We start from the raw sequence: 21,564 nt of genomic DNA, 5'->3' as shown, positions 1-21,564 counted from the left end.
CTATTTGCTGCGGATCTTCTCGACTATGGCGGTGGTCGAGCTGTTCTCCACCAGGCCCAGCACCCGCACCTCGCCGCCGTAGGCGCGGACGATCTCGGCGCCGACCACCTGCTCAATGCCGTAGTCACCGCCCTTGACCAGCACGTCCGGCTTGACCGCGCGCAGCAGGCTCTCCGGGGTGTCTTCGGCGAAGCTCACCACCCAGTCCACCGCGCCGAGACCGGCGAGCACGGCCATGCGCCGGTCCACCGCATTGATCGGCCGGCCGGGGCCCTTGAGACGCGCCACCGAGGCGTCGTCGTTGACCGCCAGCACCAGGCGGTCGCCCTGCGCGCGGGCCTGCTCCAGGTAGGTCACGTGGCCGGCATGCAGGATATCGAAACAGCCGTTGGTGAAGACGATCTTCTCGCCGTGGGCGCGGGCATCCTCCAGCGCCAGCAGCAGCTGCTCGACGCTGACCACGCCGCGCTCGGAGCCCTGCTCGCGCTGCACCGCGCGGCGCAGCTCGGGCGCGCTGATGGCGGCGGTGCCGAGCTTGCCGACCACTATGCCGGCGGCCAGGTTGGCCAGGGCCACGGCCTGCGGCAGCTCCTCGCCGGCGGCGATGGAGGCGGCCAGGGTGGAGATCACCGTGTCGCCGGCGCCGGTCACGTCGAACACCTCGCGGGCACGGGCCGGCAGGTGCAGCGCCGGGTGCTCCGGGCGCAGCAGGGTCATGCCGTGCTCGCCGCGGGTCACCAGCAGCGCGCCCAGTTCCAGCTCGGCCATCAGCCTGGCGCCCCTGGCCACCAGTTCGGCCTCGTCGGCGCAGTGGCCGACAATCGCCTCGAACTCGCTGAGGTTGGGCGTGATCAGGCTGGCGCCGCGGTAGATGGAGAAGTCCTTGCCCTTGGGGTCGGCCAGCACCGGAATGCCGCGCGCGCGGGCCAGCTGGATCAGCGCCTGATGATTCTTCAGCGCGCCCTTGCCGTAGTCCGACAGCACCAGCACCTTGACGCCGGCGAGCAGGCCGTCGACATCCTCGGCCAGGGCCTCGGCGTCGGTATCGAAGGGTTCCTCGAAGTCCATGCGCAGCAACTGCTGGTGGCGGCTCATGACCCGCAGCTTGACGATGGTCGGCTGCTCGTCGATGCGCTGGAAGTGCGCCTCGACTCCGGCCGCGTGCAGGCTGTCGGTGAGGCTGTGGGCCGCTTCGTCGCGCCCGGTCACGCCCACCAGCAGGGCCGGCGCCCCGAGCGCGGCGATATTCAGCGCGACGTTGGCGGCGCCACCCGGGCGGTCCTCGATCTGTTCGACGCGAACCACCGGCACCGGCGCCTCGGGGGAGATGCGCGAAGTACCGCCATGCCAGTAACGGTCGAGCATGACATCGCCCACCACCAGAACGGGGGCTTGGTCGTAACGGGGCATGGACAGCTTCATGGACACAGAACTCTCGACAGGGAAGCGGCAAAATCGCCGCGGATCATAGCATGTTGAACATCGCCGCCTGGCCTCACTCGCCCAGCGGGCGCACCCAGAACAGCTCGTGACGACGCACCGCCTTGCGGAAGAACTCGTCCTCGCCGCTGCTCGGCCAGCGCCGCCCGGCCAGCAGGCGCTGGATCAGCCGACGCAGGCGTTTCTTGGTCGGCAGCGGCAACTGCAGGTCGTGCTGCATGGCCAGGGCCATGGCCTTGTCGAGCTGCGTCGCGGCGGACAGCTGCGGGCTCCACAGACCATCGGCCGGCAGCGCGACCATGGCCGGCGGCAGGGCAATGCCCTGGCCGGCCGGCCCCATGGGCCAGCGGTCGTTGTCGTGCAGGTGGTTGGCGTAGAGCAGCAGGGTCTGCGGCTGCCAGGCGCTGCGCTGGACCGCCTCGAGCAAGGCGCGGGTGGCGGCGACGTGATCACCGTGCGGGTCCAGCTCGGGGTGCGGGGTGACCAGCACCTCGGGGCGGAAGTGCTCGAGCAGCGCGGCCAGGTCGGCCACCAGGTTGTGCCAGGTCGGCGCGCCGTCGGCATCGCCCGGCAGGCTCAGCGGATTGTGCCGACGCACGCTGCGCACATCGCCATCGCCCGACTCGCGCGAGGCGAACGGCTGCAGCGGCGCCTCGGCCATGGCCGGCAGCTGCAGGCAGTAATAGCCGAGCTGCACGCAGCGGCTCTGCGGCACGCCGCCCCACAGCGGCACGGCCAGGCTGTCCCAGGCGCGCAGACGGCCCTTGAGCCGCGCCGCCTCGGGCAGCGGCAGCCCCAGGCGGCGAAAGTGTCCGGCCTCGATCTCGCCCTGGGTCAGGGTGACTATGCTGGCCTCGCGACAACGGCTGTAGAGGCCGAAGGCGGCCAGCTCGGCGTCGTCGGCATGCGGCGCGATCACCATCAGGCGGCGTTCGGCGTAATCGGGGTTGCTCAGGGCGAACAGCCGCCCGCCGCCGGCCAGGCGGCAGAAACGGCCGCGCAGGGTCAGCTCGCCGCGCCGCAGCGCCTCACCCTGACCGGACAGGTTGAGGTAGCGGCCGCCATAGACGCCGCGCTCGAAATCCTGGCGGTCGTCGCCGATCCACACCTGCGGGTCGAGGAAGCGCCCAAGCCAGGTCGCGGTCACCTCCCACTCGAGGATCAGGGTGTCAGCCGCGCCGATGTCGCCATCGAGGCGCAGCCTGCCATCGACCAGACTCGCCGGCAGGCAGGGCGTACCCCTGGGAAAGTCGTAGCGGTAGTCCTCGCCCGGCGCATAGAACAGGTGATCGGCGAACCAGGCCTCGTGAGCGAGCCAGCCCAGCGCCAGCAGCAGCGGCACCCACCACCAGGCGACCAGCACGCCGAGCGCGCCAAGCATGAGCAGCCCCAGCAACAGGGCGATGCGCTTGTGGCGACGGTGACGCTTCAACAGTTGCTGCTTGCGAGCCTGCATCTTCACACCTGGTAGACGGGTACCCGGTTGCACCAGCGATCCTTGTATTCGCGGTCGGCACGACCGAAGGAATAGCGTAGCGGCTTGCCGATGGCGCGCGCCTCGGCCCAGGCGTTCTGCGTGTTGACGTAGCTGAGCACGCTACCGGGACTGAACTCGCGCTGCTGCGGGTCGACGCCGCCGTTGATGTACTCCAGGCTGACCCAGGCAGGCGCCTCGACCCGGTAGAGCACCTGGATGGCCACCGGCTCGTCGTTCAGGTAGACCAGCGAGCCGGTCATGAACTCGCGCAGCAGGGCGAACACCTCGGCCAGGCGCTCGTGGCCGGTGGCCTCGAAACCCCAGCGCCGGCGGAACAGCTCGGCGTAGATGCGTGCCTGCTCCTCGGCGCTCAGCTCCAGCATCGGTCGGATGAGCCCGCCGGCCTCCTCCAGCAGGCGCTGCTCGCGGCGCTGGTTGTAGCGGAACTTCTTGCTGTACTCCTCGGGCTCGCGCGCCAGGCCCAAGCCTTCCGGTTGCTCGCGCAGGGTGACGACCGCCTGGGCGTTGAGCTGCGAGACGTAGCGCGCACGATGGCGCAGCTGCACGCGCGCCTGCTCGGCGACCGGCAGGATGATCTCGGCGTTGCCCAGATCGAACAGCCCGCGCTTGCCGCTGCGCTTCAGCACCTCCTTGGCCAGCGCCAGGTGCTGCCCCCAGGTGGGAATCGCGGCCTGCAGCGCGCCGCCTTGCTCCCAGCCCAGGTAACGCACCGGGATGCCGGCCAGCCCGGCCAGGCGCTCGACCACCTGCGGGTGAGTCGCCACGCTGCCGCCGAAGCGCTGCCAGGTGGCCGCATAGGTCGCGGCATCGATCTCTTGCCAACCGCGCTCGCGATAGCTGCGAAGCCAATTCAGCATCAGGCGCCCTGCTCCAGCAGCTGCGGCTGCTCGCCGCCCTCCTCGAACTGCTTGGCATGCAGGCGCGCGTAGTAACCGTTCTGCGCCAGCAACTCGGCGTGGCTGCCGCGCTCGACGATCTCGCCCTGGTCCATGACCAGGATCATGTCGGCCTTCTCGATGGTGGTCAGGCGATGGGCGATGACCAGGGTGGTACGGCCCTTCATCACCTCGTCCAGGGCGCCCTGGATATGCCGCTCGGACTCGGTGTCCAGGGCCGAGGTGGCCTCGTCGAGAATCAGCAGCGGCGCGTCCTTGAGCAAGGCACGGGCGATGGCCAGGCGCTGGCGCTGGCCGCCGGAGAGCAGCACGCCGTTCTCGCCGACCAGAGTGTCGTAGCCCTGCGGCAGCTTGTCGATGAACTCGGCGGCATAGGCAGCCTCGGCGGCCCGCCTGACGTCCTCCAGCGGCGCGCCGGCGAGATCGCCATAGGCGATATTGTTGGCCACCGTGTCGTTGAACAGGGTGACGTGCTGGGTGACCAGAGCGATGTGCTGGCGCAGGTTGCGCAGGCGGTAGTCCTCGACGTCCAGGCCATCCAGCAGGATCTGCCCCTGCTCATGGTGGTAGAAGCGCGGAATCAGGCTGGCCAGGGTCGACTTGCCGCTGCCAGAGCGGCCGACCAGGGCGATCATCTGCCCGGGCTCGGCGACGAAGGAGATGTCCCTGAGCACCGGCTTCTCCGCACCCGGGTACTGGAAGCTCAGGTTGCGCACCTCCAGCCGGCCGCTGACGCGCTCGCGCTCCTGGCTGCCGCCATCGATCTCGGGCACCTCGTCCAGCTGCTCGAAAATGCTCTCGGCACCGGCCACGCCCTTCTGGATGGTCGAACTGACTTCCGAGAGCTGACGGATCGGCTTGGGCAGCAAGCCGGCCAGAGTGATATAGGCCACCAGGTCGCCGGTGGACGCATCTCCGCGCAGCAACAGCACCAGGAACATCAGCACCGCCATGGCGCTGTAGATCACCAGCTGCAGGCTGGGGGTGTAGACCGCGCTGGTCTTGACCATGCGCAGCTGCTTGGCCTTGTTATCCTCGGCCGCTCGAGAGAAGCGCCGGCGCTCGTAGTCCTCGCCGCCGAAGCTGCGCACCACCCGGTACCCATGGATGGTCTCAGAGGCGACATGGGTGACATCGCCCATGGCCACTTGGATCTTCTTGCTCTGCTTGCGGAATTTCTTGCTGGCGCTAGTCACCATCAACCCGATGACTGGCAGTATCGCCAGCATCACCAGGGTCAGCTTCCAGTTCATCCACAGCAGGCTGGCGAACAGGAACAGCACCGTCATGCCTTCGCGCACCACCACCTTGATGGCGTCGGTGGCGGCACCGGTGACCATGGTCACGTTATAGGTGATGCGCGAGATCAGGTGCCCGGAGTTGTGATTGTCGAAATAGCGATTGGGCAGCGTCAGCAGGTTGTTGAACAAGGCGATGCGCAGATCCTGCACCAGCCCCATAGAGACCCGCGCCAGAAAGTAATTACCGAGAAAGGAACCTATACCCTGCCACAAGGCAATCAGCACAATCAGCAACGGCACCGCCTGCAACAGCTTGAGCTGCGCCAGCCAGGCCTGATCCTTGAGGTAAGGCACCGTGGCGAAGAAGCCGGCGTCAGGATTATTCAAGCCATCGACGAAGAACTTGAGCATGTAGCCCAGCATCGGCTGAGTCGAGGCGAAAATCAGAAAACCGAGAATGCTGATGGCGAACAGCCCCCAGTACGGCACCACATATTTCAGCAACCTCAGATAAACCTTCAGGCTGGATTGCTGGGTAGAATTGGCCATTCGGCAAGCCTCGTACGACTGGCTAGAGAGACAAGATGCGGATTGTAACAGCGAACGAATTACAGGATTGGTTGAGCCAGGGCGAACTGCTGGAAAAAGACAGCCACGGCCCAAAGGTGGTTCGTTTGCCCGATGGCACCCTGCTGAAAATTTTCCGCAGCCGGCGCAATCCGCTGCTGGCTCGCCTGCGCCCGGATGCCCGCCGCTTCGCCGAGCGCGCCACCCGCCTGCAGGGCCTGGGCATCCACACACCCGCGATTCTCGAATGCCTGTGGATCGATCGCGACAAGGCCGTCAGCGCCTGCCTGTACCGACCACTGGACGGCCAGCCGCTGGACAAGCTGTTCCGCGACTCGCGCGGCGAATTCGATCGGCGCCTGCCGCAGCTGGCGAGCTACATACTCAAACTGCATCGGCTCGGTATCTATTTCCGCTCCCTGCATCTGGGCAATATCCTGCGCACCCCGGACGGCGACTTCGGCCTGATCGACTTCCTCGACCTGCGTTTCAAGCGCCGCCCGCTGGGACCTATGCTGGTACGGCGCAACTTCCAGCACTTGCAACGCTATCTCCAGCGCCGCAAGGTGGCGGACTTCCCCTGGAGCGAGCTGCAAGCGGCCTACGAGGCGGCGAGCAAGGCGTCCAGCTGATCCAGATCGATCTTCGGCACCACCTCGGCCGGCAGACGACTATTGGCCGACAGGTTGTAGACCTGAAAGCCGGGATTGATCACCCGCTCGGCCATCAATCGGAAGCACGGCAGGATATAGTCCTCATAGTCGCCGTCCAGGCGACTCTTCACTGCCTGTTCACCCTGCTCGTAGAAGCGCCCGAGGCTGGAGTCCAGATCCACGCCGACCAGGAATACACGACTGAAGCCCAGGTGATAGGCCAGCTGGATGCCGGCATAAGGTATGGTGCGGCTACTGAAATAGCCCTTGTCCAGATTGCGGCTGAAGCCGATTCGGTTTGGCTTCTGGCGGAACCAGGAGAAATCGCACTCGAAGTCGGGGTCCTTGCGTGCCTGACGCGCAAAACGGCGGTCGCTCATCGCCTCGCCCCCCTCCGGCAGCCGATTGACCCGCTCGAAACGGTAAGCCGAACGACCATCCAGGGCTTGGGGCTCCTGCGCCAGCAGGCTGCCCACCACCCGCGGGCTCAGCGCCAGGTGCTGAGCATGGGCGAGCGCCTGGAGCAACAACGGAAGGCGATTGCGCACAAAGCTACTGTCATCGCACAGATAAAAGAGAGGCGCGATACCCGCCTCGGCTAGGCAGCAGATCGATCCGTTCAGCGCCAGCATCGGGTAGTCGGCGTAACGCTGCAGCGGAAACGCCTTGGTCGACGGCCCCGACGCGATGATGAACAGCGCGCCGCTGTAGCTGCCACGCAGCTCAGCGAAGGATTTTGCGGCCAAGAGATGTTCGGCTGCGGTCATTTCTCAGTTCCCTCCCCATGAAGTGGCGAAGCCATCGCCTCCTCCGTCAATTTCTCTTCTTGCGCCCTGACCGCGATCACCAGGCTCAGGGCTACGGGCAGCCAAGTAATCAGCCAGTCCGCATTGGGCTTGCGCCATAGACCGATGCCATCGGTCAGCAAGGCCACGCTGGAAAATATCCACAGCGCCAGCAGCGCCCGCCCCAACGGCTCACCTCGACTACTCCAGCCGCGCCATGCCACGCATACCCAAAGCAACGCAAAGAGCGCGAGCCCGGGAAGACCCAGCCTGATGGCTAGATCGAGGTAGAGATTATGCGGATGCTTGAAGGAGTCATTGAGAGCCGCCACCGGTATCTCGTAGCTGTTGAAACCCAAGCCCAGTAGCATGTTCTGCTCAAACAGCTGCAAGCCCCCCATAAAGAGCTCGGGCCGGAAGGAAAAACCGCGCTGAATAATGAGCTCCGGGAATAGCCAGCAGACGGCAGCGATGGCCAGTAGAAACAACACGCAGCCGACAACCTTACCCAACATAGGACGAATGGCAGTCATCACGACTATCACGGCCAGACCAGCCACCCACACACCTCGACTCTGGTTCAGGACGAGGAACAGCCCGTAGCCCGCGCTGACCAGGGCAACGGCGATGGCCTGAAGGAAGCTGCGAACACGCCCCATCAGACAGCAGCCCAGCACCGCCAAGGCGCCAATCGCATGGGCGGCCATAATCGCCTTGTCCCACAGGCCGATGGCGATCACGCGCTGGCCTGGCTCATGGGGGGCGGTGAGCGAAAAATATTGCACCGATACCCAGGCCAGCACGCCCCCCAGCAGGGCGGCCAAACCCAACTGGAGCTCTATCGACCAGCGCGGGTCGCGGGACGCGAGCAGCACTCCGAGCAATGAAAGCAACACGTAGAACGGCAACTTGGCCTGACTGACCGGATCGTTGCCGCCGCTAAGCGTGAGCACCAAGAGCGTCCAAGTGGCCAGCACGACGAATATAATAAGCTCCGGCTGACGCAGGAGACGCAGGAACTCGCGGTTCAGCAAGGCCAGTAGCGCCGGCAGCCACAGCAGCAGGGCGAGCGCCTGATGATAGAGCTTGTTGCTAGGTATGATCCAAGGCGAGCAGAGTAGAACCAGCACCCCGATCAGCGCCCAGCGCGACAGCACCGGCAGGCTTAATACCGGCACCTCAGCGCCCCAACCGCTGCATGCGCCCCGCCACCCGCAACAGCTGGGCCCGATCAGAGTTCTGCCAGCTACCCTGCACGCAGTATTCTCCCGCCAGATAGCGCAGGAAGCTCTCGCGGATCTGCGGTTCCAGGGGCCAGGCCGGGAAGGACTGCGCCAATGCGACCAGCTCGGCAGCCGAATCGGCATGGACAACCAGGCCGGGGATATTGAAGAAGGCTTGCCCCAGGGTTAGCACCGGCTTGCCTAGCAGCACACTCTCCAGCCCGACGGTGGAGTTCAAGGTAACGACGAACTGACTCGCCTGAATCAGCTCCTGGGTGCTGTTGCCGTTGGCGAACATTAGGCGCTCGTGAGTGCGGGCATGCAGCTCGGGGTAGGCCTCGCGACTGGAGGGGTGCTCCTTGAATACCACGGTCATCCCCGCCTCTCGAGCCAGCAACTCGCCCAAGGCGAACAGCTGGCGCATGTCGCTCACCCAGGGCGAGAACAGTCGCACCTGGGTGTCCCGATCATCCTGAAAGGGAATGAAGACGAAATGTTCCGGCAGCTCGATCGGCTTATGCCCGCCGTTCCGGGGCTTGCGCGGAACCAGGGTGAACTGGGCCTCGGCCGCGCCATCGGGGGCCACATAATTACGATAGAACTCGGCATCACGTGGTACCGAGTTACGATAGTTCACTCCCTTGGGATCGAGCGTGGTGGTGTCCGGAAGCAAGCCGTTCTCGAAGAAGAAGGTACCACACCCCTCAGGCAGCAGGGCCAGCAGCAGCTGACAGTAGCGGTGGGAACCGTTCCACATCGCCACACTGCCCGGCCGCTCGCGAGCCAGGAGGGCATCGACTCGCAGCGCCATCCAGGCCAGCTCCAGGCGCAACAGGAGGCGATACAGATGACCTTCATACTTGCGCTTGACCCGCCGCTCCTGGCATTTCTCCTCGACCAGATGGGCCCAGTCGATCCGCCTGACGATGCCGAGCAGGCGCCAGGGACGCGGCCAGGGAAACTGGCGCGGCACAACCACCTTGCCTTGCAGGTCGGTCTCGTCGAGCAGGCGCTGGAAGTAAAGGCTCTGGTGCTTGGCCAGGGAGAAGAACAGGAACTGGGTCATCGTCATTTCCAGAATTGGAACTCAGGGCCGTCGTGACGGCGATCAATACAGTTGTGAATCAGACCGTGCCCGGCAAAGACGCAATTTCGACCTCGCTCGGCAACGCCTCGCCCCGCAGCAGCCGCTCCAAGACCAGCAGATTCACCTCCAGTCCTCGCGTGCCATGAGCCAGGTGGAAGTGACCGAAGTCCCTCGCCAGCCCCCGCGCCCGGGCGTATGCATTCTCGACCGACTGAAGTCGCTCGCCCAGCTCGACAACGCCTTTCGAAGGCGCCCCGAAGAAGGCTTGCTGATCGAAGATATCCGCGTCACCGCTGAGGTTGACCGGCAGCACCGGGCGCTCCGCCAGCCCCGCCTCGATCACCGCATTGGACATGATGTTGACCACCACCGAAGCCTGCGCCAAGGCCTCGGCTAGGCTGGATTCGCGAGGCAGCACCCGGATATTCTCCAACACCCCGGCCGCATCCTGCCAGAACAGCGCCTGGCTGCGCGGGTGTGCCTTGAACAATACCTGGTAGTCGGGATTCTGCGCCGCCCAGTCGCGCAGCAGCGTATAGGTGCACTGGTAGCCCGCTTCCTTTTCCTTATCCGGACCGACGCCCAGCACCAGCAGTATGCGGCGAGCCGGGTCGGCGGGGGGCAGGTCGAAGGCATGGTCGATCATGTGCGACCCGGCCAGCACCGCGACCGAGCTGCCGAAGCGCAGCTCGCGCGCCTGCAGGGCCTCCAGCGAACTCTGGCCGAACAGGAAGTAGTAGTCATAGTCGTTCATGCCCAGCCGCCGCGAGCCCTCCACCGTGGTGGCGTGGGCCAGGTGCACCAGCAAGCCGCCGCGGGCGTTCAGGGCCAGGCGCAGGAAGGGTGCATAGAGGCTGCCGTTGCGGTCGTTGAGCAGGATGCGCGGCTGATAATGCTCCACCAGCCACTGCGTGTAGGCGGCCAGGCCGAAGTAGCGGGTCGGCACCGGATAGGGCGGCTGCCTGAGCAGGCGTTCGCGCAATATGGTCTTGGGCGCCTGCAGCGCGGTCTCCAGCAGATGGTGGCCGCGCTCGCGCAGCCCCTCGATCAACAGCTTCTTGCGCTGGAAGGCGATGACCTTGGGCGCCGACTGCAGCAGCAGGAAGTCGCAGGGCTCGGCCGCGACCGCCTCGGCCAGGCGGCGCCTGGCACGCAGGCCGAACCACCAGTCGCCGAGTGCCTCGCGGGCGAAGCGCAGGGCGCTGCCGAGCAGGCCGTGGCGCTCGCGCAACAGCAGCCAGCGGTAGCGGTCGAGGGCGCGGGCCTTGGCAGCCCAGGGATTGGCCTGGGTCATAGCTCGGCGCACAGCGGCAGCGACCAGAAGCGCCGGCGTACCGCCTGGTCGGAAAAGTCGTGCTGCAGGTGCGCCTGCATGCGCTGCTGCAGCGCCTGCGCGTCGCCCGCCTGCGCCTGCTTTTGCAGAACGCCGGCGAGGGCATCCACCGCGCCGAGCGGAAACAGCTCGCCAACGCCCTGCACCACCTCGCGCCCTCCCCCGCAGTCGGTGCCGATCACCGGCACTCCGGCGGCCATGGCCTCCAGCAACACCATGCCGAAAGGCTCGTGGTCGGAACTGAGGACGAAGACGTCGAACGCCTTGAAGTAGCGCCGCCCCTGCGCGATCTGGCCGAGGAAGCGCACCGCCTCGCCCACCCCAAGTTCGGCAGTCAGCGCCTTCAGCGATGCCTCCAGCTTGCCGCTGCCCATGATCGCCAGCAGGCTGCCGGCCGGCAGCCCGGGCAGGGCCTGGGCGAAACCGCGGATCAGGGTGGCCTGGTCCTTGTCCGGATGCAGGCGGCCGACGTTGCCGACCACCCAGGCGCCCTGGGGCAGGCCGAGATGTTCGCGCGCCTGCTCGCGAGAAACCTGTTCGGCCTGCACGGCAGCGATATCGATGCGGTTGTACAGGGTCTCGATGCGCTCGCCCGGCCAGCCCGGCAGGCAGGCACGCATGTCGTCGCGCACCGCATCGGAGACGCCGAGCAGCACCAGGCGGCGGCGGAAGGCATTGGCGAACAGCCGGCGCGACAGCCGCCGGTAATCGCCGAAGGCATGGTGCACGCCGATCACCGGCAGGTCGCTGCCGAGCAGGGCGACGTAGACCGGCTTGAAGCGGTGGGCGATGCACAGGGCGAAGTCACGCGAGGCGACGATGCGCCGCAGGTCGCGGATGGCCCTGAGCTTGAGGCCGCGCACATCCCTGCTGCGGTAATCGAGGAAGATCACCTCGTCCGAGGCACTGCCCCGCTCCACCTCGGCACTCGGCTCACCGGTCAGATAGACGGTGCAGACCTTGTAGGCGGTGCCGACGAACAGCGCCGCGTACTGCCGCGCGCAGTCGAGGAAGGGGCCGTCGTAGCCGTGGCAGAACTGGAGCACCCAGCGCCGCCCGGCCGTATCGCCGTCAGACCTGGTCATACCAGTCGCGGCCATCCTTGACCACCAGAATGTCTTCCATGATCAGGTACTGCAGGTCCGAGCCGTAGAACATGTTCAGCGCGTCGGTGGGCGAACAGATCATCGGCTCGCCACGGCGGTTGAGCGAGGTGTTCAGCGACACACCGTTGCCGGTCAGCTTCTCCAGTTCCAGCATCAGGTCGTACCAGCGCGGGTTGAAGCGGCGCTCCAGCACCTGGGCGCGCGAGGTGCCGTCCTCGTGCACCACTTCGCCGACGCGCTCCTTCCACTCCTCGTTCACTTCGAAGGTGAAGGTCATGAAGGGGCTCGGGTGATCGACCTTGAGCATCTGCGGCGCGACGGTATCCAGCATCGACGGGCAGAAGGGCCGCCAGCGCTCGCGAAACTTGATCTGCTCGTTGATGCGGTCGGCCACGCCCGGCACGCTCGGGCAGCCGATGATCGAGCGGCCGCCGAGGGCGCGCGGGCCGAACTCCATGCGGCCCTGGAACCAGGCCACCGGGTTGCCGTCGACCATGATCTTGGCGATGCGCTGCGGAGTGTTGTCGATGCGCTTGAACTTAGGCGCGTTAGGGTGCTTGGCGCAGGCGGCGATGATCTCTTCGTTGGAGTAGGACGGGCCGAGGTAGACGTGCTCCATCTTCTCCACCGGCACGCCGCGCTGGTGCGAGACGTAGGCGGCGGCGCCGACCGAAGTACCGGCATCGCCGGAGGCCGGCTGCACGAACAGCTCCTTAACATCGTCGCGGGCGATAATCTTCTGGTTGAGCTTGACGTTCAGCGCGCAGCCGCCGGCGAAGGCGATCTTGCCGGTCTCCTTGAGGATGTCGCCGAGGTAGTACTCCATCATCTGAAGCGCCAGCTTCTCGAAGAGTGCCTGCATGCTGGCGGCGTAATGGATGTAGGGGTCGTCGGCGATGTCGCCCTGGCGCTTGGGGCCCAGCCACTCGATCAGCTTGGGCGAGAAGTAGTAGCCCTTGCCGTTTTCCTTGTAGCGACGGAAACCGATGACGTTGGCGTAGTCGGTGTTGATGATCAGCTCGCCGTTCTCGAACTTGGCCAGGCGCGAGAAATCGTACTTGGCCGCGTCGCCATAGGGCGCCATGCCCATGACCTTGAACTCGCCGTCGAGCATCTCGAAGCCGAGGAACTCGGTGATCGCGCCGTACAGGCCGCCGAGCGAATCCGGATCGTAGAATTCCTTGATCTTGTGGATCTGGCCGTTCTCGCCGTAGCCGAAGAAGGTGGTGGCGTACTCGCCCTTGCCGTCGATGCCGAGGATCGCGGTCTTCTCCTTGAAGCCCGAGCAGTGGTAGGCGCTGGCGGCGTGGGCCAGGTGATGCTCGACCGGCTCGATCTTGACCTTCTTCAGGTCGAAGCCCAGCTGCTCCAGGCACCACTGGATCTTCTTGTGGTAGCGCTTGTAGCGACGATTGCCCATCAGGATCGCATCGAGCGAGCGGTCCGGGGCGTACCAGTAGCGCTTGGCGTAGTGCCAGCGGGCCTTGCCGAACAGGCTGATGGGGGCGAAGGGGATGGCCACCACGTCGACGTCGGAAGGCTTGATCCCGGCCTGCTCCAGGCAGAACTTGGCGGACTCGTAGGGCATGCGGTTCTTCGCATGCTTGTCGCGCACGAAGCGCTCTTCTTCAACCGCCGCGATCAGCTTGCCGTCGATATACAGGGCAGCGGACGGGTCATGGCTGAGGGCGCCGGAAAGGCCGAGGACGGTCAATGCCACGGGAAAGCCTCTTTGCAGCTACGGGCGGCCTGGGCCGCCGGGATGATGGAGGGGCGAAAGACGTTTCGCCCGAACAAAGGCGGGGATTATAGCGACAGACGCCGGCCGCGGGTATGGCCGGGCGCCGACCGCGCGGTCGCGTCACAGCCGCGGCAGGCGCTGGTCCAGCAGGCGATGCAGGCTGGAGGCGGCCGGCCAGTTGCGCAGGAAACGCGCGCGGTCGCGGGCGTAGGCGCGGGCGAAGGACGCCTGGCCGGCGTGCTGGCGCATGGCATCGAGATCGATCAGGCTCCAGCGGCCGTCATGCCAGAACAGGTTGTGGCCCTTGAAGTCGCCGTGACTGATGCGCTCGCGGATCAGCGCGGCGAACAACCGGTCCAGCGCCTGCAGCTCGGCCTCCGGCGGCGCGCCGTCGAGGTGCGGGGCGAAACGGGCGATCAGATCCTCATCGCCGCAGTGCTCGGTCACCAGGTAGGCGCGGCCGCGCAGCCAGCACCAGCGCCGCTCGATCACCGCCAGCGGACGCGGCGTGGCGATACCCAGCAGTTCCAGGCGATTGCCCTCGACCCAGCTGTGCCAGGCCCGACTCGGGCGCCAGAAGCGCTTGAGCCAGTGCAGGGTGTTCTTGATGTTGTAGCGCTTGATCACCAGCGGCCGGCCATTCAGCTCGATGCGGGCGACGGTGGCGGCGCCGCCGGTCTTGTAGAGATGCCCGGCGTCGATCCGCGCATCCACTCCCTCCAGCAGAGGCGCCAGCTCGGCCGCGTGCTCGCGGCGCAGCACGCGCAGGCCGAAGGCATTGACCCTGGCGGCGAACAGGCTGCAATCGCGACCGACTTTGCTCAGGTAGTCGCGCAGGCGCCAGCGCCGCACCTTCTCCACCTCCCCGAGCAGGGCCTCCAGCGGCAGCGCGTGTTCGCCGTTGGCCAGCAGGTAGTGCACCAGCAGCTCCTCGGTGAAGGGCGCAAGCTCGCCCGACAGCTGGGCGAAGAACACACCGAGATTCTCCAGCACGCGCTGGCGCGACAGCGGCCGGCCCGCCGTCTCAACCTGCACGCCGCCGCCATCGATCACGAACAGCCGGCCGTCATGCCGCAGCAGGTTGTCCAGATGCAGGTCGGCCTGCCACAACCCCTTGGCGTGCATCTGCGCGATGGCATTCAGCGCCTCACCCAGAACGCTCTGCTGGCCATCGGACAACAGCGGTTCGCGCTCGACCGCGCGCCAGGCGTCCCACAGGCTTTCGGCACCGTCCAGGAACTCGAACAGCAGCCAGCCGCCCTGCTGCGCCGCGCAGCCTTCGGCCAGCAACGCCGGCGTGCACAGCCCCTGCTCGGCGAGCAGGCGCGCGCCGGCCAGTTCGCGCTGGAAGTGGCGCTCGGCCTTGGCGCCGACCAGCAGCTTGGCCAGCACCGCCCGGCCGTGCCAGCGCGCCAGGCCGACATAGCGCTGCCCCGGCAGCACCCTCAGCAGGCGCTCCACGACCAGAGGCTCGCCGGCCAGCTCCAGCGTCAGCGGCAAATCCGGAGTGCGACCGGCCTGCGCCAGCTCGGCGAGGCGCATCAGCGCGACTCCTTGTGCCGGCGGCGGGCACCCAGGCGCCGGCTCCAGCGCTCGATGTCGCCCCCCTCGCCCAGGTAGGCGACCAGCAGCTGGCCCACCTCGGCCTCGCTCCAGGCGCTGGCGCGGCGCAGCAGGGGCTCCAGGTCCTTGATCCGGTCGCGCTCGCCGAGCAGCAGCGGGCGGGTCTTCTCCAGATCGATCAGCTGCGCCTCGTAGCCATTCATGCTTTCGCGCAGAAAAATATGCTTGGGGTAGAAGCAGCCGTGCACCTGGCCCGCCGCGTGCAGCCTGCGCGCCAGTTCACCGCAGGCCCGCAGGATGGCGCTGCGGCGGGCAGCGTCCAACTGCGCCCAGCCCTGCAGCCAGTAATCCAGGTCCTGCCAGCCATCCAGGGCACGGGTCAGCAGGATGGCGCGGCGCTCGCCGGGCAGTCGGCGCTCGGCGAAGAAGGCCGCCTGCAGCGCCGGAATGCCCAGCGCGGCATAGCGGCGGATATTGCGAAACTCGCGGGCGAAGGTCGGCTCGCCCAGCGGGCGCAGCAGGCTGCGGGTCAGGTGGTTGCTCTGGCGCTTGAGGTAGTAGGCCGCCTCACCCAGATCCAGGCGATAGACGCTGCTCCAACCGCCGCGCTCGGTATTGGGCTCGTCGACCGCTTCCAGCTTCAGCGCCCACAGCGCATCGTAGTCGGCCAGTCCATGGCGTTCGAGGATCACACGGTCCTCGGCGGCGATAAAATCGCTCATTCCCTGCCCTCGAAGAATTTCACTATCTGCCGCACCCGCCGCTTGTCGCCGGCGCTGAGGCGCTGACGACCGCGATACTGCAGGTAGAAGCGCAGGCGCTGGCTGCGCGACAGCACCCGGCCGGCCACCTTGTCCAGGCAGGCCAGGTCCTTGACGATGCGGTAACGCAGGAACGGCCCCCACCAGAAGCTGCCGGTCGGGCAGTCGATCAGGAACAGCTCGCCATCCTCATTGACCAGCAGGTTGCGCCACTTTAGGTCGTTGTGGGCGAAGTGGTGATCGTGCAGGGCGCGGGTCGCGCCGGCCAGCTGGCGGCTGACACCATCCACCCAGGAGGCGTCGCGCAGGCGCCCGTCACCCTGCTTGGCCATCAGCGCCAGGTCGCGGGTGTGCTCCAGCTCGCGGGTGATCAGCGCGCCGCGGACGAAGGCGCCGGCCTTGCGCTCCAGGCCGTAGCCGACTATGGGCGCGGTGGGGATGCCCCACTTGGCGAAGTGCTTGAGGTTCTGCCACTCGGCCTTGACCCGTGGCCGGCCGATATAGCGGCGCAGGCCCTTGCCGGCGCCCCAGTAACGCTTGACGTAGTAGCGCACGCCGCCACGCTCGAGCAGGATCACCTCGGACAGCGGGTCGCGGGTCAGGCGCTTGCCCTCCAGGGCAAATACGCTGGCCAGGTCGCCAAACTCGGCATTCAACCCGGCGTAGGCCGGGTCCAGGTACCAGCCGGCCATCAGAGTGCATCCCCGTAGCGCTGCTTGCGCGCGTAGAGCTTGTCCGCCTTGCGCTGCAGCCAGGCCAGCAGGCGCGCCTCGTCGCGCAGGATGTCGCGCAGCGGTCGCTGGAAGTAGGCGCGCAGGAAGCGCAGCTTGTCGCCCCGGGTCAGGCCGATATCCAGCGCCGAGAAGTACAGCGCGGCCAGGTCCTTGTTGCGCCAGCGCCTCGGCGTGGCAGCGCGCACCTGGGCGCGGTGCAGGTCGATCAGCGACAGGCGCAGGTCGTCCGCCGTGATGGGCCGGTCGGTATGCAGCAGGAAGTGGCAGATATAGCAGTCGCGGTGATTGACTCCGGCGCGGTGCATGGTGCCGGTCATCCTCGCCACCTCTTCGAGCAGCGCGCGCTTGAGGCGCGGCTGCGGCGGCTGCGTGGCCCAGCCCAGGGTTAGCTGCTCCAGGTCGGTGGTCGGCGCCAGCTCCTCGGTGACGATAAAGGAATGCTGCCTGGCCGGATTGCCGCCGCGCTCGCCATAGGCCACGGCGGTCATGGTCGGCACGCCGGCCTCGGTCAGACGCCGGATTGCCAGCCACTCCTGGCGGGCGCCGAGCACCGGCAGCTTGGCGCTGAGCAGGTTCTTGACGATCTCGCCCCAGCCGATGCCGCGGTGGATCTTGACGAAGTAGCCGCGCCCGTCGACCTCGGCGCGCAGGGTACGACGGCCCTCCAGCTCGCGGTAGACCTTGCCCTGCAGCGCCTCGACGGCGACGAAGGCATCCTTCCCGGCCCACAGGCTCTGGAACGGCTCGGCAAGCATCAGCTTCATGCGCGCTCCGCCAGGATCACGTCGGCCGCGCGCTGCGGCATCGAATACAGGTCAGCCGTGTCGGCGAAGGCCAGGCCATTGGCACCCCACCTCGCGCGCGCCGCCTCGTCACTCAGCATCTCGACCAGCAGGCGGTTCAGCGTCTCCTGCTCGAACGGCGCAGGCACCACGCGCCCGGCGTCGGCCTCGGCGATGTAGTGGGCGTAGCCGCAGACCTCGGTCACCAGCACCGGCAACCCGGAGACCACGGCCTCCAGCAGCACGGTACCGGTGTTCTCGTTATAGGCCGGGTGGATCAGCAGGTCGGCGCCGAGCAAAAAGCGCGGAATGTCGCTGCGCCCCTTGAGAATCTGCACCTGCTCGGACAGGCCCAGCGCCTTGACCTGCAGCAGGAAGGGCTTGGGGTCGTCCTGGCCGATGGCGATCAGCCGGGTGCGTTTCTTCAGCTCGCGCGGCAGCGCGGCCAGCGCCTTGAGGCTGCGGTCCAGGCCCTTGGTCTTGAAACCGGAGCCGATCTGCACCAGCAGCAGCTCGTCATCGGCCAGCTCGAACTCGCGACGGAATTCGGCGCGAATCTCACCGGCATTGGCCGGTGCGCGGCGATCAGAGGCGATGCCCGGCGGCAGCAGATGAAAGCGCTCGGCCGGGGTCTGGTAGTGCTTGACGAACAGCGGCTGCTGCACCTCGGAGATCATCAGAATCTCTGTCTTCGACTCGGCGGCGAACACCGCCCGCTCGTAGTCGGCGAAGTGCTTGTAGCGCCCCCAGCGCTTGTAGATCGGTGCGCGCAGGGTCTGCGCCTTGTCCTCGTAGCAGCCGTCGGCGGCGTAATAGACATCGAGGCCCGGCATCTTGTTGAAGCCGACCACGCGGTCCACCGGATCGCGCGCCAGATCGGCGGCCAGCCAGGCGCTGAACTTCTCGTTGCGGTGGTGGTTGAACAAGGCCCTGATCGGCGCCACCCGCACGTCGAAGCCGGCGGGCACCTCGCCCTCCCAGATCGGTGTGTAGACGCGAATGGCGTGGCCACGCGCCTGGCACTCCAGGGCGATACGCATGAAGTCGCGCTGCAGGCCGCCGAAGGGGAAGTATTTGTAGAGCACGAAGGCCAGTTGCATCACACGGCCTCCTGCAGCTTCAGCAGCAGGCTGTTCAGCTCGTCACCCACGCGCTGCGCATCCAGGCCGTCGAAACAGGGCTTGTGGCGATCGCCCAGGCCGGCCTGCGGCCCGCTCGCGCACAGGTGCACCTGGCCGCGGCCGTAGGCGCCGACCTTGCCCGGCAGGGTCGGGCCGTAGAGAGAGATGCACGGCACGTCGAGCGCCGCGGCCAGATGGCCGAGGCCGGTATCCACCGCCACACAGGCGCTGGCGCCGGCGATCACCTTGGCCACGCCGGCCAGGTTGAGCTTGGGCAGCACGGCGGCATTGTCGATGCCGGCGACGATGCGCTGGGCGCGCTCGCGTTCCGCCTCGTTGCCCCAGGGCAGACGGATGGCCCAGCCCTGCCCGGCCATACGCTCGGCCAGGGCGCGCCAGTCGGCCTCCGGCCAGTGCTTGCTGGCCCAGGTGGTGCCGTGCAGGAACAGCAGATAAGGGGCCTGCGAGGCATCGGCCATGGCCGCGCGATCCAAGCCGTAGTCACCGATCTGCTGCGGCAGCTCGTAACCGAGCGCCTGGGCGAACAGCTGGCGGGTGCGCTCCAGCGCGTGCTGGTCCTTGGGCACCGCGTACAAGCGGTCGTAGAAGCGGCAGGCGAGCGGCTCGCGCGCCGAGTCACGGTCCAGGCCGGCCACCGGCGCCTTGCTGTAGCGGGTCAGCACGGCGCTCTTGAACAGGCCCTGGGCATCGATCACCAGGTCGTAGTCGACCTCGCCCAGGCGTTGCTTGAAGCGCTGCCACTCGCCACTTCTGAGGGTCTGCCAGAGGCTCTTGCGCCAGCGGCGGATGGCCACCGGAATCACCTGGGCCACGGCCGGATGCCAGGCCGGTATCTCGGCGAAGCCCTCCTCCACCACCCAGTCGAACTGGATGCCGGGAATGGCCCGCGCCGCGTCGGTGAGCGCCGGCAGGGTGTGGATCACGTCGCCCAGCGAGGATGTCTTGATCAGCAGTACCCGCAAGCTATTGCACCTCGACCGGATCGGCGACCAGGCGCTCCAGCGCCTCGATCACCGGGCGCGGCTTGAGCTCGCGCAGGCAGTTGTAGTGGCCGTAGCGGCAGGTGCGCTCGAAGCAGGGGCTGCAGTCCAGGCCCAGACGCACGATCTCCACCTTGTCCGCCAGCGGCGGGGTGAACTGCGGCGAGGTGGAACCGTACACCGCCACCAGCGGGCGATTGAGCGCGGCGGCCACGTGCATCAGGCCGGAGTCGTTGGACACCACCGCACCGGCGGCGGAGAGCAGGTCGATGGCCTCGGCCAGCGAGGTCTCCCCGGCCAGGTTGACGCTCTCCTCGCGCAGGCCCGGAATCAGGCGCTGGCGAATGTCCTCGCAGCCCGGATGGTCGTTCTTCGAGCCGAACATCCATACCTGCCAGCCGGCGCGAATCTTGACCTCGGCCACCTTGGCGTAGTGCTCGGCCGGCCAGCGCTTGGCCTCGCCGAACTCGGCGCCCGGGCACAGGGCCAGCACCGGGCGATCCAGGGCCAGGCCGAACTTGGCCAGCGCGGCGGCGCGGCTGGCCTCGTCTATCGCAAGGCGCGGCTGCGGATAGGGCTTGGGCAGTGCGGCGCCATCGTCGTAGGCCAGCGCCATAAAGCGCTCGATCATCAGCGGCAGGCGCTGCTTGTCCAGCCTGCGGATATCGTTGAGCAGGCCGTAGCGCATCTCGCCCTTCCAGCCGGTGCGCAGGGGGATGCCGGCGAAGAAGGGCACCAGGGCCGACTTGAGCGAGTTGGGCAGGAGGATCGCCTGATCGTACTGGCCGGCCAGGGACTTGCCGATCCTGCGCCGGGTGGCGATATCCAGCACCCCGTGACCGAGCGGGAAGCTCAGCGCGGCGCGTACCTCGGGCATACGCTCGAGGATCGGCCGGCTCCACTCGGGGGCCAGCACGTCGATCTCGCACCCGGGATGGCGCTGTTTGAGGCAGACGAACAGGGTCTGCGCCATCACCATGTCGCCGACCCAGCTGGGGCCGATGATCAGAATCTTCATAAAAGACAGCCTCAAGCGCCAAGCCACAAGCGACAAGTCATAGCAGCCCGGGCCACTTGAGGCTTGCAGCTTGCGGCTTGCGACTTATTTGACCAGGGTGCGCCACTCGGCGTGGGCGCTGGTCTTGCCGGTGACCAGGTCGAAGTAGGCCTTCTGCAGCTTCTCGGTCACCGGGCCGCGGCGGCCGGCGCCGATTCTCCGGCCATCGACTTCACGGATCGGCGTCACTTCGGCGGCGGTGCCGGTGAAGAAGGCCTCGTCGGCGATATACACCTCGTCGCGGGTGATGCGCTTCTCCACCACCTGGATGCCGTGCTCGGCGGCCAGGGTCAGGATGGTGCCGCGGGTGATGCCGTTGAGGCAGGAGGTCACTTCCGGGGTGTACACCACGCCGTCCTTGACCAGGAAGATGTTCTCGCCCGAGCCCTCGGCCACGTAGCCTTCCGGGTCCAGCAGCATGGCCTCGTCGGCGCCGCCGGAGATGGCTTCCTGCAGGGCCAGCATCGAGTTGATGTAGTTGCCGTTGGCCTTGGCGCGGGTCATGGAAATGTTGACGTGGTGGCGGGTGTAGGAGCTGGTGCGCACCTTGATGCCGGTCTGCAGCGCTTCCTCGCCCATGTAGGCGCCCCAGTGCCAGGCGGCGACTATGACGTGCACCTTGAGGCCTGAGGCGCGCAGGCCCATGCCTTCGCTGCCGAAGAACACCATCGGGCGCAGGTAGGCGCTTTCCAGGCCGTTCTCGCGCACCGCAGCGCGCTGGGCCTCGTTGATCTCCTCCTTGGAGAAGGGGATCTGCATATTGAAGATGTGCGCCGAGTCGAACAGGCGGTCGGTGTGTGCCTGCAGGCGGAAGATGGCGGTGCCGTCCGGGGTGTTGTAGGCGCGCACGCCCTCGAACACGCCCATGCCGTAGTGCAGGGTGTGGGTCAGCACATGGGTGGTGGCGTCGCGCCACGGCACCAGTTCGCCGTCATACCAGATCACGCCATCGCGGTCGGCCATCGACATCTTTGC

Annotated in this window: 19 protein-coding genes; 1 reads left to right on the top strand and 18 read right to left on the bottom strand. The window is 67.0% G+C overall.

Annotated features, from left to right (window positions below; genetic code table 11):
* From hldE to msbA, 4 genes are all read right to left on the bottom strand, one after another.
* Window positions 1-1,422 carry a bifunctional D-glycero-beta-D-manno-heptose-7-phosphate kinase/D-glycero-beta-D-manno-heptose 1-phosphate adenylyltransferase HldE gene (hldE, locus tag AAFN46_RS00190; protein WP_347806665.1) on the bottom strand — a complete coding sequence of 474 codons (1,422 nt, stop codon included), beginning with the start codon at window positions 1,420-1,422 and terminating at the stop codon, window positions 1-3.
* A gap of 73 nt (window positions 1,423-1,495) precedes the next feature.
* Window positions 1,496-2,896, bottom strand: coding sequence for a PIG-L family deacetylase (locus AAFN46_RS00185; RefSeq protein WP_347806664.1), 1,401 nt, complete (start codon window positions 2,894-2,896; stop codon window positions 1,496-1,498).
* A gap of 2 nt (window positions 2,897-2,898) precedes the next feature.
* Complete coding sequence (locus AAFN46_RS00180; protein ID WP_347806663.1) at window positions 2,899-3,795, bottom strand: GNAT family N-acetyltransferase; 897 nt, start codon at window positions 3,793-3,795, stop codon at window positions 2,899-2,901.
* A complete protein-coding gene (msbA, locus tag AAFN46_RS00175) occupies window positions 3,795-5,624 on the bottom strand; it encodes a lipid A export permease/ATP-binding protein MsbA (RefSeq protein ID WP_347806662.1) in 1,830 nt (609 codons plus the stop codon). The genes AAFN46_RS00180 and msbA overlap by 1 nt, the downstream gene beginning before the upstream one ends.
* A 116-nt stretch (window positions 5,625-5,740) precedes the next feature.
* On the opposite strand from msbA, the gene AAFN46_RS00170 reads away from it, so the two are divergent.
* Window positions 5,741-6,274 carry a lipopolysaccharide kinase InaA family protein gene (locus AAFN46_RS00170; RefSeq protein WP_347806661.1) on the top strand — a complete coding sequence of 178 codons (534 nt, stop codon included), beginning with the start codon at window positions 5,741-5,743 and terminating at the stop codon, window positions 6,272-6,274.
* Here AAFN46_RS00170 and AAFN46_RS00165 read toward each other — a convergent pair.
* From AAFN46_RS00165 to AAFN46_RS00100, 14 genes are all read right to left on the bottom strand, one after another.
* A complete protein-coding gene (locus AAFN46_RS00165; protein WP_347806660.1) occupies window positions 6,244-7,062 on the bottom strand; it encodes a lipopolysaccharide core biosynthesis protein in 819 nt (272 codons plus the stop codon). The two genes, AAFN46_RS00170 and AAFN46_RS00165, sit on opposite strands and share 31 nt — an antisense overlap.
* The gene (locus AAFN46_RS00160) at window positions 7,059-8,258 is read right to left on the bottom strand and encodes an O-antigen ligase family protein (RefSeq protein WP_347806659.1); all 1,200 of its coding nucleotides are present in this window, start codon (window positions 8,256-8,258) and stop codon (window positions 7,059-7,061) included. The genes AAFN46_RS00165 and AAFN46_RS00160 overlap by 4 nt, the downstream gene beginning before the upstream one ends.
* A gap of 1 nt (window position 8,259) precedes the next feature.
* Complete coding sequence (locus AAFN46_RS00155; RefSeq protein ID WP_347806658.1) at window positions 8,260-9,369, bottom strand: capsular biosynthesis protein; 1,110 nt, start codon at window positions 9,367-9,369, stop codon at window positions 8,260-8,262.
* Between the two features lie 58 nt (window positions 9,370-9,427).
* The gene (locus AAFN46_RS00150) at window positions 9,428-10,684 is read right to left on the bottom strand and encodes a capsule biosynthesis protein (protein ID WP_347806657.1); all 1,257 of its coding nucleotides are present in this window, start codon (window positions 10,682-10,684) and stop codon (window positions 9,428-9,430) included.
* On the bottom strand, window positions 10,681-11,808 hold the full coding sequence (locus AAFN46_RS00145; protein ID WP_347806656.1) for a glycosyltransferase: 1,128 nt from the start codon (window positions 11,806-11,808) through the stop codon (window positions 10,681-10,683). The genes AAFN46_RS00150 and AAFN46_RS00145 overlap by 4 nt, the downstream gene beginning before the upstream one ends.
* Complete coding sequence (locus AAFN46_RS00140; protein ID WP_347806655.1) at window positions 11,795-13,549, bottom strand: carbamoyltransferase; 1,755 nt, start codon at window positions 13,547-13,549, stop codon at window positions 11,795-11,797. Before AAFN46_RS00140 ends, AAFN46_RS00145 begins: the two co-directional genes overlap by 14 nt.
* A 141-nt stretch (window positions 13,550-13,690) precedes the next feature.
* A complete protein-coding gene (locus tag AAFN46_RS00135; RefSeq protein WP_347806654.1) occupies window positions 13,691-15,112 on the bottom strand; it encodes a lipopolysaccharide kinase InaA family protein in 1,422 nt (473 codons plus the stop codon).
* Window positions 15,112-15,855: a lipopolysaccharide kinase InaA family protein gene (locus tag AAFN46_RS00130; RefSeq protein WP_347806653.1), complete on the bottom strand. Its 744-nt coding sequence runs from the start codon at window positions 15,853-15,855 to the stop codon at window positions 15,112-15,114. Before AAFN46_RS00130 ends, AAFN46_RS00135 begins: the two co-directional genes overlap by 1 nt.
* The gene (locus tag AAFN46_RS00125; RefSeq protein ID WP_347806652.1) at window positions 15,852-16,586 is read right to left on the bottom strand and encodes a lipopolysaccharide kinase InaA family protein; all 735 of its coding nucleotides are present in this window, start codon (window positions 16,584-16,586) and stop codon (window positions 15,852-15,854) included. The genes AAFN46_RS00130 and AAFN46_RS00125 overlap by 4 nt, the downstream gene beginning before the upstream one ends.
* Entirely contained in the window at window positions 16,586-17,392 is an 807-nt protein-coding gene (rfaP, locus tag AAFN46_RS00120) for a lipopolysaccharide core heptose(I) kinase RfaP (protein WP_347806651.1), read from the bottom strand. Before rfaP ends, AAFN46_RS00125 begins: the two co-directional genes overlap by 1 nt.
* On the bottom strand, window positions 17,389-18,510 hold the full coding sequence (locus tag AAFN46_RS00115; RefSeq protein ID WP_347806650.1) for a glycosyltransferase family 4 protein: 1,122 nt from the start codon (window positions 18,508-18,510) through the stop codon (window positions 17,389-17,391). The genes rfaP and AAFN46_RS00115 overlap by 4 nt, the downstream gene beginning before the upstream one ends.
* Window positions 18,510-19,514, bottom strand: coding sequence for a lipopolysaccharide heptosyltransferase I (gene waaC, locus AAFN46_RS00110; RefSeq protein WP_347806649.1), 1,005 nt, complete (start codon window positions 19,512-19,514; stop codon window positions 18,510-18,512). Before waaC ends, AAFN46_RS00115 begins: the two co-directional genes overlap by 1 nt.
* Window position 19,515: 1 nt before the next feature.
* Complete coding sequence (waaF, locus tag AAFN46_RS00105; protein ID WP_347806648.1) at window positions 19,516-20,550, bottom strand: lipopolysaccharide heptosyltransferase II; 1,035 nt, start codon at window positions 20,548-20,550, stop codon at window positions 19,516-19,518.
* 84 nt (window positions 20,551-20,634) lie between these two features.
* Window positions 20,635-21,558 (bottom strand): branched-chain amino acid transaminase, encoded by a 924-nt coding sequence (locus tag AAFN46_RS00100; protein WP_347806647.1) that lies wholly within the window; start codon window positions 21,556-21,558, stop codon window positions 20,635-20,637.
* Window positions 21,559-21,564 lie beyond the last annotated feature (6 nt).

The sequence above is a fragment of the Pseudomonas sp. CAU 1711 genome (genome assembly GCF_039888625.1).
Lineage (GTDB): Bacteria > Pseudomonadota > Gammaproteobacteria > Pseudomonadales > Pseudomonadaceae > Aquipseudomonas.
This window is presented reverse-complemented; position numbering and strand designations above follow the sequence as displayed.

Bases quoted from the DNA above. Each gene is read 5' to 3' on its own strand.
- hldE (WP_347806665.1), bottom strand. From the start codon at position 1,422: ATGAAGCTGTCCATGCCCCGTTACGACCAAGCCCCCGTTCTGGTGGTG.
- AAFN46_RS00185 (WP_347806664.1), bottom strand. From the start codon at position 2,896: ATGCAGGCTCGCAAGCAGCAACTGTTGAAGCGTCACCGTCGCCACAAG.
- AAFN46_RS00180 (WP_347806663.1), bottom strand. From the start codon at position 3,795: ATGCTGAATTGGCTTCGCAGCTATCGCGAGCGCGGTTGGCAAGAGATC.
- msbA (WP_347806662.1), bottom strand. From the start codon at position 5,624: ATGGCCAATTCTACCCAGCAATCCAGCCTGAAGGTTTATCTGAGGTTG.
- AAFN46_RS00165 (WP_347806660.1), bottom strand. From the start codon at position 7,062: ATGACCGCAGCCGAACATCTCTTGGCCGCAAAATCCTTCGCTGAGCTG.
- AAFN46_RS00155 (WP_347806658.1), bottom strand. From the start codon at position 9,369: ATGACCCAGTTCCTGTTCTTCTCCCTGGCCAAGCACCAGAGCCTTTAC.
- AAFN46_RS00150 (WP_347806657.1), bottom strand. From the start codon at position 10,684: ATGACCCAGGCCAATCCCTGGGCTGCCAAGGCCCGCGCCCTCGACCGC.
- AAFN46_RS00145 (WP_347806656.1), bottom strand. From the start codon at position 11,808: ATGACCAGGTCTGACGGCGATACGGCCGGGCGGCGCTGGGTGCTCCAG.
- AAFN46_RS00135 (WP_347806654.1), bottom strand. From the start codon at position 15,112: ATGCGCCTCGCCGAGCTGGCGCAGGCCGGTCGCACTCCGGATTTGCCG.
- AAFN46_RS00130 (WP_347806653.1), bottom strand. From the start codon at position 15,855: ATGAGCGATTTTATCGCCGCCGAGGACCGTGTGATCCTCGAACGCCAT.
- AAFN46_RS00125 (WP_347806652.1), bottom strand. From the start codon at position 16,586: ATGGCCGGCTGGTACCTGGACCCGGCCTACGCCGGGTTGAATGCCGAG.
- rfaP (WP_347806651.1), bottom strand. From the start codon at position 17,392: ATGAAGCTGATGCTTGCCGAGCCGTTCCAGAGCCTGTGGGCCGGGAAG.
- AAFN46_RS00115 (WP_347806650.1), bottom strand. From the start codon at position 18,510: ATGCAACTGGCCTTCGTGCTCTACAAATACTTCCCCTTCGGCGGCCTG.
- waaF (WP_347806648.1), bottom strand. From the start codon at position 20,550: ATGAAGATTCTGATCATCGGCCCCAGCTGGGTCGGCGACATGGTGATG.
- AAFN46_RS00100 (WP_347806647.1), bottom strand. From the start codon at position 21,558: ATGTCGATGGCCGACCGCGATGGCGTGATCTGGTATGACGGCGAACTG.